We start from the raw sequence: 14,060 nt of genomic DNA, 5'->3' as shown, positions 1-14,060 counted from the left end.
CAAGGCCTTCGGTTCCGCCGCTGGCCGCGCATAAGCCGTCAAAGCGCCTGCGCTGCCCGGCAGCGTAACGCCAAACCCGCCCAGGGCAGCCTGGGCGGTTTTTTTCATGGCGGCGCGGGGTGGGGGTCAGACTTGCGACCCGCGATAATCGGTGCTTGAAATATCCACCCACGCCCTCAGTTCCTGAAGCGGCCTTTTTTCCCTTTCTTTATTTCAAGAAAAATCACCATGAGCAAGCAAACCCTTTCCTTTCAGGCGGAAGTCGCCCAGCTGTTGAAGCTGGTCACCCACTCCCTGTACTCCAACCCCGACATTTTCCTGCGCGAACTGGTCTCCAACGCTTCTGACGCCTGCGACAAGCTGCGTTTTGAGGGCCTCAACAATGCGGCACTCTACGAAAATGCCCCCAATCTGGAAGTCCGTGTCAGTTTTGACAAGGCGGCAAAAACCATCACCATCACCGACAACGGCATCGGTCTGTCGCAGCAGGACGCTGTCGAGCATCTGGGCACGATTGCCAAAAGCGGTACGCGCGACTTCATGTCCAAGCTCTCGGGCGACCAGAAAAACGATGCACAACTGATCGGCCAGTTCGGCGTCGGCTTTTATTCGGGTTTTATCGTCGCCGACAAGATCACGGTGGAAAGTCGCCGCGCCGGCTTGGCAGCGGCGGAAGGCGTGCGCTGGAGCAGCGCCGGCACGGGCGACTTCGAGGTCGAGACGATGGAGCGTGCCGAGCGCGGTACCAGCGTCATCCTGCACCTGAAAGACGATGCCGCCGAGTACCTGAACACCTGGAAGCTCAAAAGCATCATCAGCAAGTACTCCGACCACATCTCGCTGCCCATCCTGATGAAGAAGGAAGAATGGAAAGAGGGTGAGAACGACCAGCCCGGCGGGATGGTCACCACCGACGAGTGGGAAACCGTGAACCAGGCGGCGGCCCTGTGGACACGCGCCAAGAAAGACATCACACAAGAGCAGTACGACGAGTTCTACAAACAGATCAGCTACGACAGCCAGGCCCCACTGGCCAGCACGCACAACCGCGTCGAAGGCTCGACCGAGTACACGCAACTGCTCTACATCCCGGCCAAGGCGCCGATGGACCTGTTCAACCGCGACAAGGCTGCGGGCGTCAAGCTTTATGTCAAACGCGTCTTCATCATGGACGATGCGCAGGCGCTGCTGCCGACCTACCTGCGTTTTGTCAAAGGGGTGGTCGATTCGTCGGATCTGCCGCTCAACGTCTCGCGCGAGTTGCTGCAGGAAAGCCGCGCCGTCAAGGCGATTCGTGAGGGTTGCACCAAGCGGGTGTTGTCCATGATCGAGGACCTGGCCGCCAACGAGCCGGAAAAATTCGCCAGCTTTTACGCCGAGTTCGGCGCCGTGCTCAAGGAAGGCCTGGGCGAAGACTTCGCCAACCGGGAGCGCCTTGCCAAGCTGCTGCGTTTTGCCAGCTCGACGACCGACACCACCAGCGTCGGTTTTGCCGACTACAAGGCACGCATGAAGGAAGGCCAGGACGCGATTTACTACATCACGGCCGACACCCAGGCCGCCGGCAAAAACAGCCCGCAGCTCGAAATTTTCCGCAAGAAAGGCATTGAGGTGCTGCTCATGACGGACCGCGTGGACGAGTGGGCTCTGAACTACCTGCACGAGTTCGACGGCACACCGCTGCAGTCGGTGGCCAAGGGCGCGGTCGATCTCGGCAAGCTGCAGGACGAGGACGAGAAAAAGGCCGCCGAGGACGCGCAGACCCAGTTCAAGCCCATGCTCGACAAGCTCAAGGAGGCGCTGAAAGACAAGGCGAAAGACGTGCGTGCCACCACGCGCCTGGTCGATTCACCGGCCTGCCTGGTGGTGCAGGACGGCGACATGTCGACCCAACTCGCGCGCATGCTCAAGCAGGCCGGTCAGGCCGCGCCCGAGCTCAAACCGATTCTGGAAATCAATGCCCAGCACCCGCTGGTGCAAAAACTTGAAGGCAGCGCACACTTCGACGACTTGGCCCACATCCTGTTCGACCAGGCACTGCTGGCCGAAGGCGGCTTGCCCGATGACCCGGCGGCTTATGTGAAGCGGGTCAACGCTCTGCTGCTGTAAGGCCCGAGCTTTACTCCGGAAGCGGCTCAAAGCCGCCGGCGCTGCGAAGCCCGGCGGCTTCTTCGCTGGTGAGCAACTCGATCAGCGCGGCGGCGGCGCGCGGGTGTTCTGCGCGGCTGCTGACGGCGGCGGTGTACACCGTCGCCAGCTCGAACTCGCGGGGCAGGCTGGCGGCAAGTTGCACACCCGCTGCAAAGATGATCTCGGTGGCCTGGGTGCAGCCGATGGCCCTCGGCTCGCTGGATTGCGCCAGCGCATGCATGGCCGCCGCGCCATTGGGGTACGGGTGCAGCCGCCCGGCCATTTCGGTATCGACGCCGAGCAGGTGCATGACCTTCATGAAGTGGATACCGGCAGTGGCTTTTTCCGGATCGGGAAAATAAATCGCGCCGGCGGCCAGCAAGGCCTGCCGGAGCTCCGCCACGGTTGCCAGCGGCGGGATGGGCGCGCCGTCTTTCACGGCGATGCCGGTCTTGACCAAGCCCAGCGGACGCGCGCTGCCCGATGCCACATCGCAGCTTTCGGTCAGTTGTGTGATCAGCGCGCTGGTCAGGATGACAACGTCGCAGGGCGCGCCGGCCAGCAACTGGTCCTTCATTTTGCCGACGGCGTCGAACTGGCCTTCAATCACCATCCCGGTCTCCCGGGAAAAACGGTCTTGCACCGCAGTGACCAGGCCTTTGGCGGCGCCGCCGCTGAGCAAATGGAGAGAAGTCATGGGTTGTAATGCTTTCAGTCGGCCTTGATGCCGGCGGTCTTGATCACGCGTGACCACTTGGCGATATCGTCGCGTGCGTAGGTGTCAAAGGCTTCGGGCGTCATCACCATGGGCGTGGCGCCCTGCCTGGACCAGAGCTGCTTGACCTCGGGCTGGCTGGCAATTTTTGAGACGGCCTCATTGAGCTTGTCGACCACGGCTTTGGGCGTGCCGCGCGGTGCCATCAGGCCCAGCCAGATGGTGGCTTCGTAGCCCGGCACGCCGGCTTCGTTCATCGTGGGTACGTCGGGCAGCACGTCGGAGCGGACACGGCCGGTGGTGGCCAGCGCCTTGACCTTGCCGGCCTTGATCTGCTCTGCCATGGTGGTGACGGCGTCAAACATCACATCGACCTGACCGCCGATCACGTCGGTGCGCGCACCCGAGCTGCCGCGATAGGGAATGTGCACCAGGTAGACGCCGGCCATGCTCTTGAACAGCTCGCCGGCCATGTGGTAAGGCGTGCCGGGGCCGGACGAGGCGTAGTTGAACTTGCCGGGTTTGGATTTGGCCTGCTGCAGCAGGTCCCGGAGGTTGGTGGCCGGCAGCCCCGGATGGGCCACCAGCACCAGGTCTGAGTAGTTGACCGGCGCCACCGCCACGAAGTCGCGCATCAGCTGGAAGGGCTTGGTGGGAATCAGCGTCTCGTTGACGGTGTGCGTGTTTGACATCATCAAGAGGGTGTAACCGTCGGGCGCCGATTTGGCGGCCAGGTCGGTACCGATGATGGAGCCGCCCCCCGGCCGGTTGTCGACCACAAAGGACTGGCCCAGGGTGTCTTGCAGGCGCTGCGCGATGAAGCGCGCGTAATTGCGCTGCTGGGCCGCCTGCGGCAAAAGGCACGATGATCCTGACCGGCTTGGCCGGGTAGGCCTGCGCAAAAGCCGGCGCGCTCAGTGCCGCTGCGGCGAGCCCCAGGCCCAGCCCGATGACGTGTTTGAAGTTCATGCTTGTCTCCAGTGCACCGGGGCCCGCAAGCCCCGATTTTTTATTCTACTTTTCCGATGCGTTTGACGACTTCTATCATGCGCCGTGAATCGGCCTGCACGTACTTCTCAAAATCAGGTGAGTCCTGGTACAGCACCGGGCTGCCGGCGTTGAGGATCACCTCCTTGACCTTGGCGTCCTGTGCGGCCGCCTTGGCAGCAGCGCGCAGGCGCTGGGCCACCGGCTCGGGCGTGTCGCGCGGAATGAACAGGCCTGACCACTGGGCGTATTCGGCGTTGTAGCCGGCGTCTTTCAGGCTCGGTGCGTCGGGCAGCGCGCCCAGTTGCGCCGTGCCCCAGTGGCCCAGCACCCGGATCTTGCCGGCCTTGACATGTTGCAGCACGGTGGCGGGTCCGGAAGACACCGCATCAATCTGCCCGCCCAGCAAGGCCACCACGGCCGGACCGGCGCCGGTGAAAGGCACATGCGTCATCCTGATACCCGCGTTTTGCGACAGGATTTCCATCGGCACATGCATGGTGCCGTAGTTGCCGGAAGAGCCGTAGTTGATCGCGCCGGGGCGCTTTTTTGCATCCTCAACAAAATCCTTCACAGTCTTCCAGGGCGAGTCGGCGCGCACCGCCAGCACGGTCGGATCGGCGGTGAAACGTGCAATCGGACGCAGGTCGTTCAATGCAAACATGGGCGCGCGCCCCAGCACCGCATCGGCCTCGGGAATCACGGTCAGCGAGGACAGCGCCAGCACCACCGTGTAGCCATCAGGTTTGGCCTTGGCGGTCAGGCCCATGCCGATGCCGCCGCCGGCACCGGCCTTGTTTTCAATCACCACCGGTTGGCCCAGTTCGCGTGCCATGGCCTCAGCCACCGGGCGTGCGACCAGATCGGCCAGGCCGCCCGGCGGGAAGGGCACGATCATGGTGATGGCGCGGGTGGGCCAGGCATTTTGTGCGGCGACCAGGGTGGCGCTGGACAGCAACAAACTGGCAAGCAGCATGGATCTGCGTTTCATTTTTGTCTCCTTGTAGTGCGGGTCTGGCGCAAGGCAAGAACGTCGTCTTGCGCATTCGTCTTGCTCATGTTTGCATGCTAACATCCGCTTGAATTTTGGGGATCATCGCAATCCCTAGTCCACCCTAACGGCCAGCGTGCACCGCCGGGCCACGAGACAAGAAAGCCCTTCATGAAAATTGTTGCCTTCCGTCACAACGGCCAGCCCGGTGTGGGTCTGGTGTCCGCCGATCTCCAGTCGGTTCAGCCCTTTGATCTTCCCGAGGCACAGCGTGAACTGGGTGCCTTGCCAGTGATCGAGATGTTGTCGCGCGACGAGACCTTGCCGGCCCTGCTGAGGGCCGTGCCCCTCGCCGATGTGCAGATCATTGCGCCTATCCCCAAGCCACGCCGTAATATTTTCTGCGTCGGCAAGAACTACTTCGCCCATGCGCGTGAGTTCGCAGGCAGCGGTTTTGACAGCAGCGCCAAGGCCGGTGAAGACATCCCGCCAGACCCGATTTATTTCACCAAGGTGCCCGAATCGGTGGTCGGTCCCGGCGCCGCCATCGAAATGCCGGCGGCGTCCAGCGCCATTGACTACGAAGCCGAGCTGACCGTCATCATTGGCCGCGGCGGCAAAGGCATCGCCGCGAAAGACGCGATGGCCCATGTCTGGGGCTACACCATCATCAATGACGTGACCGCGCGCGACTGGCAGAGCCGCCACAAGCAGTGGCTGCTTGGCAAATCGTTTGATACTTTTTGCCCGATGGGCCCGTGGCTGGTCAGCGCGGACGAATGTGACGGCACCCAAACCAGCGTGCGTTGTTATGTCAACGGCGAAGAGCGCCAGAACGCGTCCACGACCGACCTGATCTTCGATATTCCCAAACTCATCGAAACCCTGTCGGCCGGCATCACGCTGTATCCCGGCGACATCATCGCCACCGGAACGCCGGTCGGTGTCGGCATTGGCTTCAAGCCGCCGAAGTACCTGAAGTCCGGTGACGTGGTGCGGGTCGAGATCGACGGCATCGGTACGCTGGAAAACCCGGTCAGGTAGCCGAGCCCCCACGTTCGTTCGCTTCGCCTCACTTTCTGCCCCCTCAGGGGCTATTTTCCTTGGGACGGCCCGGCGGAAAATTCACGGGATCAGGCCAACAGCGGCGCGTCCTGCATCGCCTCTAGCTGCTCTTCGAGCATGTCGACCTGGCCTTTCCAGTAGTCGCTGGAGCCGAACCATGGAAAGTTGATCGGGAAGATCGGGTCGTGCCAGCGCTGGGCCAGCCAGGCGCTGTAGTGCACCAGGCGCAGGGTGCGCAGCGGCTCGATCAGCGCCAGCTCGTTTCTGGGGAACTCGCGGAACTCCTCATACCCGTCGACCAGTGCGCCGAGCTGCCTCAGACATTGCGGCCGGTCGCCGGACAGCAGCATCCACAGGTCCTGCACCGCCGGTCCGCTGCGCGCGTCGTCAAGATCGACAAAATGCGGCCCCGCGCCCTCCAGGCCTTCCGGTGTCCACAGGATGTTGCCCGGATGGCAGTCACCGTGCAGGCGCAGCGTGCGGATGTCGCCGACACTTTCAAACACGGCCTGCGCCACATTCATGGCTTCCTCGAAGGCCTTGAGCCAACGCGACTCCATGTCCAGCGGCAAATAGTTGCCAGCCAGCAGCAGGTCCCGGCTGGCGTGGCCGAAGGTCTGCAAATCCAGCGCCGGCCTCTGCGCGAAAGGCTGGGCACCGCCGACGGTGTGGATGCGCGCGAGGAAACGGCCTATCCATTCGAGCACGCTGAAGTCCTCCAGCTCGGGCCGGCGGCCGCCACGGCGCGGCGAGACGCTGAAGCTGAAACCGTTGAAATGGTGCAAGGTGCGGCCGGCGATGACCAGCGCGCCGACCACCGGAATTTCAGCCGCCATCAGCTCGGCCGCAAAGTCATGCTCTTCGACAATCTGCAGATCGCTCCAGCGGCCCGGCCTGTAGAACTTGACCACCACGATGTCGCCGGCGGCTGCGCCCGTGCCTGCCGGGGTTTCGAGGTGAACCTGGTAGACCCGGTTTTCGTAACTCGACAGCGCCATCAGGCGGCCGTCACCCAGCAGGCCCACGCTGGCCAATGCATCAAGCACCACGTCGGGCGTGAGCTTTTCGTAGGCATGCAGCGCCTGGGGCGGCATGGCGGTCGGAGGCAGGTCAGTCAGGGGCTCGTTGCGCATGCCCCCATTGTCGTTGTTCCCGCTCCAGGCCCCGTTTTTCAATAAAAAATGCCCCCAGCCCATGACTGGCGGGCGCAAGCAGCTATAAAAAATATAGCATTCTGGCTGATCTCAGAACGCCAGGATGTGCCCGCTTCTCGGGTCGCCCTGGCCGCCCAGCACCTGCTGGTAGGCAGCCGCCACAGCGGGTTCCCCCGCGTGCTGCTGCACCCGTAGCCAGGGCGTCGGCCCCTGGCTGACGCGCATGCTGAAGGCCTGCCAGGCCTGGACCAGGCGCTGGCCCAGGCCCTCCTTGCCCCAGTCGGCGCTGCGCTTCTTGATCTGCGCTGGCGCAAAAAACAGGGTGGCACGCGGACCGGGCAGGTCCTTGCCGCCGCTAAGTTCTGAAACGTGGGTGCCGCCTATGGCGCAACTGTATTTCAGATTCTCAAAGCGGCTGTGGATGGCGTGGCGCAGTTTGGCGTTGCCGGCAAAGTCGATGTAGATGCAGGCGCGGTCTACGGCGATTTTTCCAACTTGGTCATAGGTCAGCACGCGGCTGTAACAACCGAGGCTTTCGCAGAAGGCCACATTGCCCGGCGAGGTCAGGCCGATGACTTCGATGCCGGGACGTTGCGCCAGCTGGAAGGCCGTGCCGTAGGCGGTCTTGCTCGACGCGCTGGACAGCAGCATCGCGCCGCCTGAGGCACCGAAAAAATCGTTGTCAGCCAGGAAGTCATCAATCAGGAAGGAGGTGATGAACAGTGGCCGCAGCAAGGCCTGGATCGCTTCGGTCGATGCCGTGTAAAACGGATCGGTGTTGCAGCGCAGGTACTGGTTGTAGACCGGGTGCAATTCGCGCCGGTGCGCAGCGCCGTCGTAAAAGCCACTGCTGTCCAGCCGCGCCGGGCTCAGCACGGCTTCGGACGCCATCGGGAAGTAGCCGTAGATTTTTTCACCGACAGCAACGCCGCGGTGCAGCGACTGGCGGACCGTGCCGAAGCCCCAGACCGGGATGGTGCCCCAGCCATCCTCGGCAGTCGGAAAAAATTGCCAGTAGTTCATCGCGTCGCCAAAGGCGGCGTAGGTGATGTTGTTGGAGGTTAGCGCGAAGGAATCGACGTGAATACGCACCTGGCCGTCGGCCAGCGCGATGGCTTCGGCGGTGTGCAGGCGGGTTTCGGCAAGCTGGTTTTTGCGGACGAGGAGGGTGGTGGTGCTCATTGGATAAGCTTCGCCTTTCAGGCTGCGATGGTTGCCTTGGGAACGGCCCGGCGGCTCATGTCCCCAACATAAGCGAAAAAGCCCGCCGGCTCAACACCGGCGGGCCGCTTTGGCGACAGCATTCACAAGGAGGGCGCTTTACACGAAGTGAAAGCGTGTGAGCGATGTGTGCCGCGAAGGGCCGCCCCGAGCAAGCACGGCCCCCTCGGGGGGCAGCGCAGTACGCGAAGCGACAAGCGTGGGGGCTTTACTTCACGGTGATGGTCACGTCGATGTTGCCGCGGGTTGCGTTCGAATAAGGGCATACCTGATGCGCAGCGTCCACCAGTTCCTGCGCGGCGGCACGGTCCATGCCGGGCAGCGATACGTCGAGGCGGGCGGCAATGCCGTAGCCGGCGGGGATCTTGCCGAGGTCAACGCTGGCGTCGATGCTCAGGCCATCAGGCAAGGTGATTTTTTTCATGCCGGCGACGGCTTTCATGGCGCCGATGAAACAGGCGGAGTAACCGGCCGCAAACAATTGCTCGGGGTTGGTGCCGGTGCCGGCGGTGCCGGGCGAGCTCAGCGTGACGTCCAGCTTGCCGTCGTCGCTTTTGGACTTGCCGTCGCGGCCGCCGGTGGTATGGGCTTTGGCGGTATAGAGGACTTTGTCGAGTTGGGTGGTCATGGTGATTTCCTTGGAGAAGTACTTCGAGATGAAGCGGGTTGAAAAGAGATGAAAAAGATTCAGGCGACCAGCCGCTGGCGCAGGGCTTGCACCTGCTGGGTCAGCGCCATCAGTTCGGGCACCGGGCACTGCGCGGCGGTCAGGATGCGGTCCGGAATTTTTGCCGCTTTGGCTTTGAGCTTGCGGCCGGAGGCGGTCAGCGTGATGTGCACACGGCGCTCGTCTTCGACGGCGCGGATGCGCGAGATCAGGTTAGCGCTTTCAAGGCGCTTGAGCAGCGGTGTCAAGGTTCCCGAATCAAGGTAGAGGCGTTCGCCGATTTCCGACACCATCAGCCCGTCCTGCTCCCACAGCACCAGCATGGCGAGGTATTGCGGGTAGGTCAGACCGAGTTCGTCAAGCAGGGGCTTGTAGAGCTTGGTCATGGCCAGCGAGGTGGAGTACAGCGCAAAACAGAGCTGGTTATCCAGCTTCAGCATGGCATCGGTTTTGTTGGGCATGTTTGAAGTATATCTCACAATTAAATTGTGTGCAATATAAATAACGCCATCGCACCATCTCCTGGATCAGCCTGGCGCTAGACTTCAGGCACATGCCCAAAAACAGCACTCCCCGCGCCGCCAAGCCCGCGCGCCCCGCGTCCGCTCCAGGCCAGCCGGCGCAGGTGATTGAAGAAATCCGACCCGGCCAGTCGATTGAACTGCTCATGGAACTGCACATCCTGACGCGCGAGGGCAAGCTGAATCAGGACACGCGGCGCAAGCTCAAGCAGGTTTACCACCTGTACCAGTTCATCGCGCCGCTGCTGGAGGAAGTCTCCGGGGGCGGAAAAACCTTCACGCTGGCCGACCATGGCGCCGGCAAGTCCTACCTCGGCTTCATCCTGTACGACCTGTTTTTCAACGTCGCGCATGCTGGCGACAAGCCGACGGGAAAAATTTTCGGCATCGAGACCCGTTCCGAACTGGTGGACAAGTCGCGCGAACTCGCGCAGCGGCTGGGTTTTGCCAACATGGCGTTCCTGAATCTGTCGGTGCAACAGGCCACAGGCTCTGCGGAACTGCCGGCGCAGGTGGACATCGTCACTGCGCTGCACGCCTGCGACACCGCCACCGACGACGCGATAGCCTTTGGCCTGGCCAAGCAGGCGCGCCACATGGTGCTGGTGCCCTGTTGCCAGGCTGAGGTCGCCGGCGTGCTCCGCAAAAACAAGGCGTTGAGCCTGTCGAAGAATCCCCTGGCTGAACTCTGGCGGCATCCGCTGCACACCCGCGAGTTCGGCAGCCAGATCACCAATGTGCTGCGCTGCCTGCAGCTTGAAGCCAGGGGCTACCAGGTGACCGTGACCGAGCTGGTGGGCTGGGAGCACTCGATGAAAAACGAACTCATTATCGCCAGCCTGCCTGCTGTGCCCAGCGCCACCAAGACGCGCCAGGCGCAGCAGCGCTTGCGGGAAGTGTTGGCGGCGCTGAATCTGGGCGCGCTGGTCACGCGTTTTGATGTGGCGGAGTCTTTGCTGGCCTGAGAGCCTGTTCCAAGCCGGGCTTGGACCGCGTCGGTTTGCGGCCTATTCGGTCGCTGGCGAGAACAGGTCAATGCGGTCGGTGATGATGCCGTCCGTGCCCAGGTCCAGCAGGCGCCGGGCCGCCCAGTCGTCGTTGACCGTGTAGCTCAAGGTCCGGAACCCTGCGCTTTTGGCCTGCAGCACCGTGGCGCTGTCCCAGAGCGCGTGGTTGCATACCAGTGCGGCGCAATCGAGGGTCAGCGCCGTTTCCAGCCAACCCTTCCAGAAGCTGTCGAGCAGCAGCCCGCGCGGTAACTGCGGCTGCGCTGCCCTGGCGGCTTCCAGGGCCTCGGGCTGAAACGACGTCAGCAGCGGGGGCACGGTGTGACCTTGCCAGAGCCGCGCGGCAGCGTCGGCCACCACGGTGCCGGTCTGGGTCTCCAGGCCAGGTGTGGGTTTGATTTCAATGTTCAAAAAATAGCCGTTGTGCTGGCAATAACGCGCGACATTTTCCAGGCTGGCCAGTGGCTCTCCGGCATAGTTGCGTGAATGCCAGCGTCCGGCATCCAGCTGTGACAGCATGCGCCATGGTTGCTCGCCACCTGTGCCGTGGCCACTGGTGGTGCGATTGAGGGTTGCATCGTGCATCAAAAAGGGCACACCGTCGGCGCTGAGCTTCACATCGCATTCGAACATGCGGTAGCCGTGCGCCGCGCCCAGGCGAAAGGCCGCCAGTGTGTTCTCCGGCGCGAGCTTGCCGGCACCGCGATGGGCGATCCAGCGCGGGTAGGGCCAGGGTTTCAAAGCCTTTTGCCGCTCTCGGCGTCAAACCAGTGCAGCCGGTCGGGACGGGGAAGCACGTGAATGATGGCGTCCGGTACGGGCGAATGGGTACCTTCTTCCACTCGCACGATCAGTTGCTCCCCGTTCACGCGGCCGTAGATCAGGCGTTCTGCGCCCAGCAGCTCGACGGTTTCGACCTTGACTTCCCAACCCTCGCTGCCTACGTCCAGGTGTTCAGGCCGGATGCCCAGGATGGTGCCGGGCTTGCCGCCAGGTGCGATTTTCAGGAGATTCATCGGCGGCGAGCCGATGAAACTTGCCACGAAGGTGGAGGCGGGAGAATGGTAGACCTCTTCAGGCGTTCCAAACTGCTCCATCTTGCCGGCGTTCATGACGATCATGCGCTGCGCCAGCGTCATGGCCTCGACCTGGTCGTGGGTCACGAACAGCGAGGTGATGCCGAGCTCGCGGTGCAGCTTCTGGATTTCCAGACGGGTCTGGGCACGCAGCTTGGCGTCGAGGTTGGACAGCGGCTCGTCGAACAGAAAGACCTGGGGCTGGCGCACGATGGCGCGGCCCATGGCCACACGCTGGCGCTGGCCGCCCGAGAGCTGGCGCGGCTTGCGGTCCAGCAGGTGGCCGAGCTCCAGAATGCCGGCGGCCTTGTCGACGCGCTGTTTGATCTCGGCGATCGGCATCTTCTTGATCTTCAGCCCGTAGGCCATGTTGTCGAAGACGCTCATGTGCGGGTACAGCGCGTAGTTCTGGAACACCATGGCGATGTCACGCTCGGCCGGCTCGAGCTGATTGACCACGCGGTCGCCGATCCAGATTTCGCCACCGGAAATTTCTTCCAGGCCGGCCACCATGCGCAGCAGTGTCGACTTGCCGCAGCCCGAGGGCCCGACGATGACGATGAACTCGCCATGGGCGATGTCGGCGGTGACACCGTGGATGACCTGCAGCTCGGCCTTGCCCTTGCCGTACTTCTTGACGATGTTTTTGAGTTGGATTGAAGCCATTGCGCTCTCTTATTTTTCGGTATCAACCAGGCCCTTGACGAACCACTTCTGCATCAGCATCACGACGATGGCCGGCGGCAGCATCGCCAGGATGGCGGTGGCCATGACCACGTTCCATTCAATGTAGACCTCGCCAAAAATCAGGCGCTTGATGCCCATCACGATGGGATACATGGATTCATCGGTGGTCACGAGCAGCGGCCACAGGTACTGGTTCCAGCCGTAGATGAACTGGATCACGAACAGCGCGGCCATCGACGTTTTGGACAGCGGCAGCAGCACGTCCTTGAAAAAGCGCATCGGTCCGGCGCCGTCGACACGGGCTGCCTCAACCAGTTCGTCGGGCACCGTCATGAAAAACTGCCTGAACAAAAAGGTGGCGGTGGCCGACGCGATCAGCGGAATCGTCAGGCCCGACATGCTGTTGAGCATGCGCAGGTCGGAAATGACCTCGTAGGTCGGGCCGATGCGCACTTCCACCGGCAGCATCAGGGTGACAAAAATCATCCAGAACACCAGGTTCTTGAACGGGAAGCGGAAGTAGACGATGGCGAAGGCCGAGAGCAGCGAGATCGCAATCTTGCCGATGGCGATGATCAATGCGCTTGCCAGGCTGACGCCCATCATGGGCAGGGCCGGAGCCACCGTGGCGCCGGCTTCGGTCTTGCCGCCGAACAGCGCGAAGCGGTAGCTTTCCACAATGTTGTTGCCGGGCAGCAGCGAGATCGGGTTGCTGGACATGATCTGCTCGGCGGTCTGGGTTGAACCGATGAAGGTGACGTAGATCGGAAAGAACACGATCACCACCCCGAGGATGAGGATCGCGTGCGACACGAAGTCGAGGATGGGGTGGCGTTCGATCATGAAGGCCTCCTTGGTGGCTGCGAAGTGAGCGGGCCGGACGGCGTTGGGTCGGTTGTCATCAGTAGTGGACTTTTTTCTCGACAAACTTGAACTGGATTACGGTCAGCACAACAACAATCACCATCAGTACCACCGACTGCGCGGCCGAGCCGTTGATGTCCATGGCCTTGAAGCCGTCGTAATACACCTTGTAAACCAGGATCGAGGTGTCCTTGCCCGGTCCGCCGCTGGTGGCGGCGTCGACGATGGCAAAGGTTTCAAAGAAGGCGTGGACGACGTTGATGACCAGCAGGAAGAAGGTGGTCGGCGAGAGCAACGGCCAGACGATGCTCCAGAAGCGCTTCCAGGGTGTGGCGCCGTCAATTGTCGCCGCCTCGATCAGCGAGTGCGGAATCGACTGCAGGCCGGCCAGGAAAAACAGGAAGTTGTAGGAGATGTATTTCCAGATCGACGCCATGACGATCAGCGCCATGGCATGTCTGCCGTTGAGCACATGGTTCCAGTCAAAGCCCATCTCGATCAGCGCGTAGCGGATCACGCCATAGGGCGAGGCGAACATCATCAGCCACAACACGCCGGCCACCACCGGGGCCACCGCATATGGCCAGATCAGCAGCGTTTTGTAGATGCTTGCAGCGCGCACCACCCGATTGGCCATCACCGCCAGCAACAGCGCCAGTGACATGCCACCGACAGCCACCAGCGCTGAAAAGATCGCGGTGACGCGGAACGAGTCCAGGTAAGCCGGGTCGGAGAACAGCTGGCGGAAATTGTCCAGGCCGACGAATTCGCTGGAGGAGCCAAAGGCGTCCTCCAGCAGCACGCTCTGGTACAGCGCTTGGCCGGCCGGCCAGAAAAAGAAGACCAGGATGATCGCCATCTGCGGCGCAATCAGCACCCACGGCAGCCAGGACGATTTGAAGAGGACTCGTTTTTCCATGCCGTTATTGTCGCCTGCAAAAAAACACCCTCCCCCGCTTGGCGGGGGAGGGCAGG

At 62.4% G+C, this 14,060-nt stretch carries 14 protein-coding genes; 3 read left to right on the top strand and 11 right to left on the bottom strand.

Features of this window, described 5'->3' with window-relative positions; translation table 11 throughout:
- Window positions 1–228: 228 nt before the first annotated feature.
- Window positions 229–2,109 carry a molecular chaperone HtpG gene (gene htpG / locus ACH2CW_RS13530; protein ID WP_395058985.1) on the top strand — a complete coding sequence of 627 codons (1,881 nt, stop codon included), beginning with the start codon at window positions 229–231 and terminating at the stop codon, window positions 2,107–2,109.
- Window positions 2,110–2,119: 10 nt separating this feature from the next.
- Here htpG and ACH2CW_RS13525 read toward each other — a convergent pair whose 3' ends face one another.
- The 3 genes from ACH2CW_RS13525 to ACH2CW_RS13515 form a co-directional block, all read right to left on the bottom strand.
- Complete coding sequence (locus ACH2CW_RS13525; protein ID WP_395058983.1) at window positions 2,120–2,827, bottom strand: molybdate ABC transporter substrate-binding protein; 708 nt, start codon at window positions 2,825–2,827, stop codon at window positions 2,120–2,122.
- 14 nt (window positions 2,828–2,841) lie between these two features.
- On the bottom strand, window positions 2,842–3,702 hold the full coding sequence (locus ACH2CW_RS13520) for a tripartite tricarboxylate transporter substrate binding protein (protein WP_395058981.1): 861 nt from the start codon (window positions 3,700–3,702) through the stop codon (window positions 2,842–2,844).
- A 152-nt stretch (window positions 3,703–3,854) separates the two neighbouring features.
- A complete protein-coding gene (locus ACH2CW_RS13515; protein WP_395058979.1) occupies window positions 3,855–4,823 on the bottom strand; it encodes a tripartite tricarboxylate transporter substrate binding protein in 969 nt (322 codons plus the stop codon).
- 171 nt (window positions 4,824–4,994) lie between these two features.
- Between ACH2CW_RS13515 and ACH2CW_RS13510 the strand changes: the two genes are divergently transcribed.
- Window positions 4,995–5,867, top strand: coding sequence for a fumarylacetoacetate hydrolase family protein (locus ACH2CW_RS13510; protein WP_395058977.1), 873 nt, complete (start codon window positions 4,995–4,997; stop codon window positions 5,865–5,867).
- Between the two features lie 89 nt (window positions 5,868–5,956).
- On the opposite strand, the gene ACH2CW_RS13505 is transcribed toward ACH2CW_RS13510, so the two are convergent.
- From ACH2CW_RS13505 to ACH2CW_RS13490, 4 genes are all read right to left on the bottom strand, one after another.
- Window positions 5,957–7,021 carry a serine/threonine protein kinase gene (locus ACH2CW_RS13505; RefSeq protein WP_395058975.1) on the bottom strand — a complete coding sequence of 355 codons (1,065 nt, stop codon included), beginning with the start codon at window positions 7,019–7,021 and terminating at the stop codon, window positions 5,957–5,959.
- A gap of 111 nt (window positions 7,022–7,132) precedes the next feature.
- Window positions 7,133–8,224: a DUF2855 family protein gene (locus tag ACH2CW_RS13500; protein WP_395058973.1), complete on the bottom strand. Its 1,092-nt coding sequence runs from the start codon at window positions 8,222–8,224 to the stop codon at window positions 7,133–7,135.
- Window positions 8,225–8,471: 247 nt separating this feature from the next.
- Window positions 8,472–8,891 (bottom strand): organic hydroperoxide resistance protein, encoded by a 420-nt coding sequence (locus ACH2CW_RS13495; RefSeq protein WP_395058971.1) that lies wholly within the window; start codon window positions 8,889–8,891, stop codon window positions 8,472–8,474.
- Between the two features lie 59 nt (window positions 8,892–8,950).
- Window positions 8,951–9,391 carry a MarR family winged helix-turn-helix transcriptional regulator gene (locus ACH2CW_RS13490; protein WP_395058969.1) on the bottom strand — a complete coding sequence of 147 codons (441 nt, stop codon included), beginning with the start codon at window positions 9,389–9,391 and terminating at the stop codon, window positions 8,951–8,953.
- Between the two features lie 92 nt (window positions 9,392–9,483).
- Here ACH2CW_RS13490 and ACH2CW_RS13485 point away from each other — a divergent pair, with 92 nt between their 5' ends.
- The gene (locus ACH2CW_RS13485; RefSeq protein WP_395058967.1) at window positions 9,484–10,416 is read left to right on the top strand and encodes a class I SAM-dependent methyltransferase; all 933 of its coding nucleotides are present in this window, start codon (window positions 9,484–9,486) and stop codon (window positions 10,414–10,416) included.
- Between the two features lie 42 nt (window positions 10,417–10,458).
- Here the strand turns inward: ACH2CW_RS13485 and ugpQ are convergent, their stop codons facing one another.
- The 4 genes from ugpQ to ugpA are packed head-to-tail and all read right to left on the bottom strand — an operon-like array spanning window position 10,459 to window position 14,004.
- Entirely contained in the window at window positions 10,459–11,199 is a 741-nt protein-coding gene (gene ugpQ / locus ACH2CW_RS13480; protein ID WP_395058965.1) for a glycerophosphodiester phosphodiesterase, read from the bottom strand.
- Window positions 11,196–12,200 carry a sn-glycerol-3-phosphate import ATP-binding protein UgpC gene (locus ACH2CW_RS13475; RefSeq protein WP_395058963.1) on the bottom strand — a complete coding sequence of 335 codons (1,005 nt, stop codon included), beginning with the start codon at window positions 12,198–12,200 and terminating at the stop codon, window positions 11,196–11,198. Before ACH2CW_RS13475 ends, ugpQ begins: the two co-directional genes overlap by 4 nt.
- 9 nt (window positions 12,201–12,209) lie before the next feature.
- Window positions 12,210–13,064: a sn-glycerol-3-phosphate ABC transporter permease UgpE gene (gene ugpE, locus ACH2CW_RS13470; RefSeq protein WP_395058961.1), complete on the bottom strand. Its 855-nt coding sequence runs from the start codon at window positions 13,062–13,064 to the stop codon at window positions 12,210–12,212.
- 58 nt (window positions 13,065–13,122) lie between these two features.
- Window positions 13,123–14,004, bottom strand: coding sequence for a sn-glycerol-3-phosphate ABC transporter permease UgpA (ugpA, locus tag ACH2CW_RS13465; protein WP_395058959.1), 882 nt, complete (start codon window positions 14,002–14,004; stop codon window positions 13,123–13,125).
- Between the last annotated feature and the right edge of the window lie 56 nt (window positions 14,005–14,060).

Source organism: Polaromonas sp. (genome assembly GCF_043778355.1).
In the GTDB taxonomy this organism is placed as follows: domain Bacteria; phylum Pseudomonadota; class Gammaproteobacteria; order Burkholderiales; family Burkholderiaceae_C; genus Polaromonas.
This window is presented reverse-complemented; position numbering and strand designations above follow the sequence as displayed.

Coding starts and splice junctions, on each gene's coding strand:
- htpG (WP_395058985.1), top strand. CDS start 229: ATGAGCAAGCAAACCCTTTCCTTTCAGGCGGAAGTCGCCCAGCTGTTG.
- ACH2CW_RS13525 (WP_395058983.1), bottom strand. CDS start 2,827: ATGACTTCTCTCCATTTGCTCAGCGGCGGCGCCGCCAAAGGCCTGGTC.
- ACH2CW_RS13515 (WP_395058979.1), bottom strand. CDS start 4,823: ATGAAACGCAGATCCATGCTGCTTGCCAGTTTGTTGCTGTCCAGCGCC.
- ACH2CW_RS13510 (WP_395058977.1), top strand. CDS start 4,995: ATGAAAATTGTTGCCTTCCGTCACAACGGCCAGCCCGGTGTGGGTCTG.
- ACH2CW_RS13505 (WP_395058975.1), bottom strand. CDS start 7,021: ATGCGCAACGAGCCCCTGACTGACCTGCCTCCGACCGCCATGCCGCCC.
- ACH2CW_RS13500 (WP_395058973.1), bottom strand. CDS start 8,224: ATGAGCACCACCACCCTCCTCGTCCGCAAAAACCAGCTTGCCGAAACC.
- ACH2CW_RS13495 (WP_395058971.1), bottom strand. CDS start 8,891: ATGACCACCCAACTCGACAAAGTCCTCTATACCGCCAAAGCCCATACC.
- ACH2CW_RS13490 (WP_395058969.1), bottom strand. CDS start 9,391: ATGCCCAACAAAACCGATGCCATGCTGAAGCTGGATAACCAGCTCTGT.
- ACH2CW_RS13485 (WP_395058967.1), top strand. CDS start 9,484: ATGCCCAAAAACAGCACTCCCCGCGCCGCCAAGCCCGCGCGCCCCGCG.
- ACH2CW_RS13475 (WP_395058963.1), bottom strand. CDS start 12,200: ATGGCTTCAATCCAACTCAAAAACATCGTCAAGAAGTACGGCAAGGGC.
- ugpE (WP_395058961.1), bottom strand. CDS start 13,064: ATGATCGAACGCCACCCCATCCTCGACTTCGTGTCGCACGCGATCCTC.
- ugpA (WP_395058959.1), bottom strand. CDS start 14,004: ATGGAAAAACGAGTCCTCTTCAAATCGTCCTGGCTGCCGTGGGTGCTG.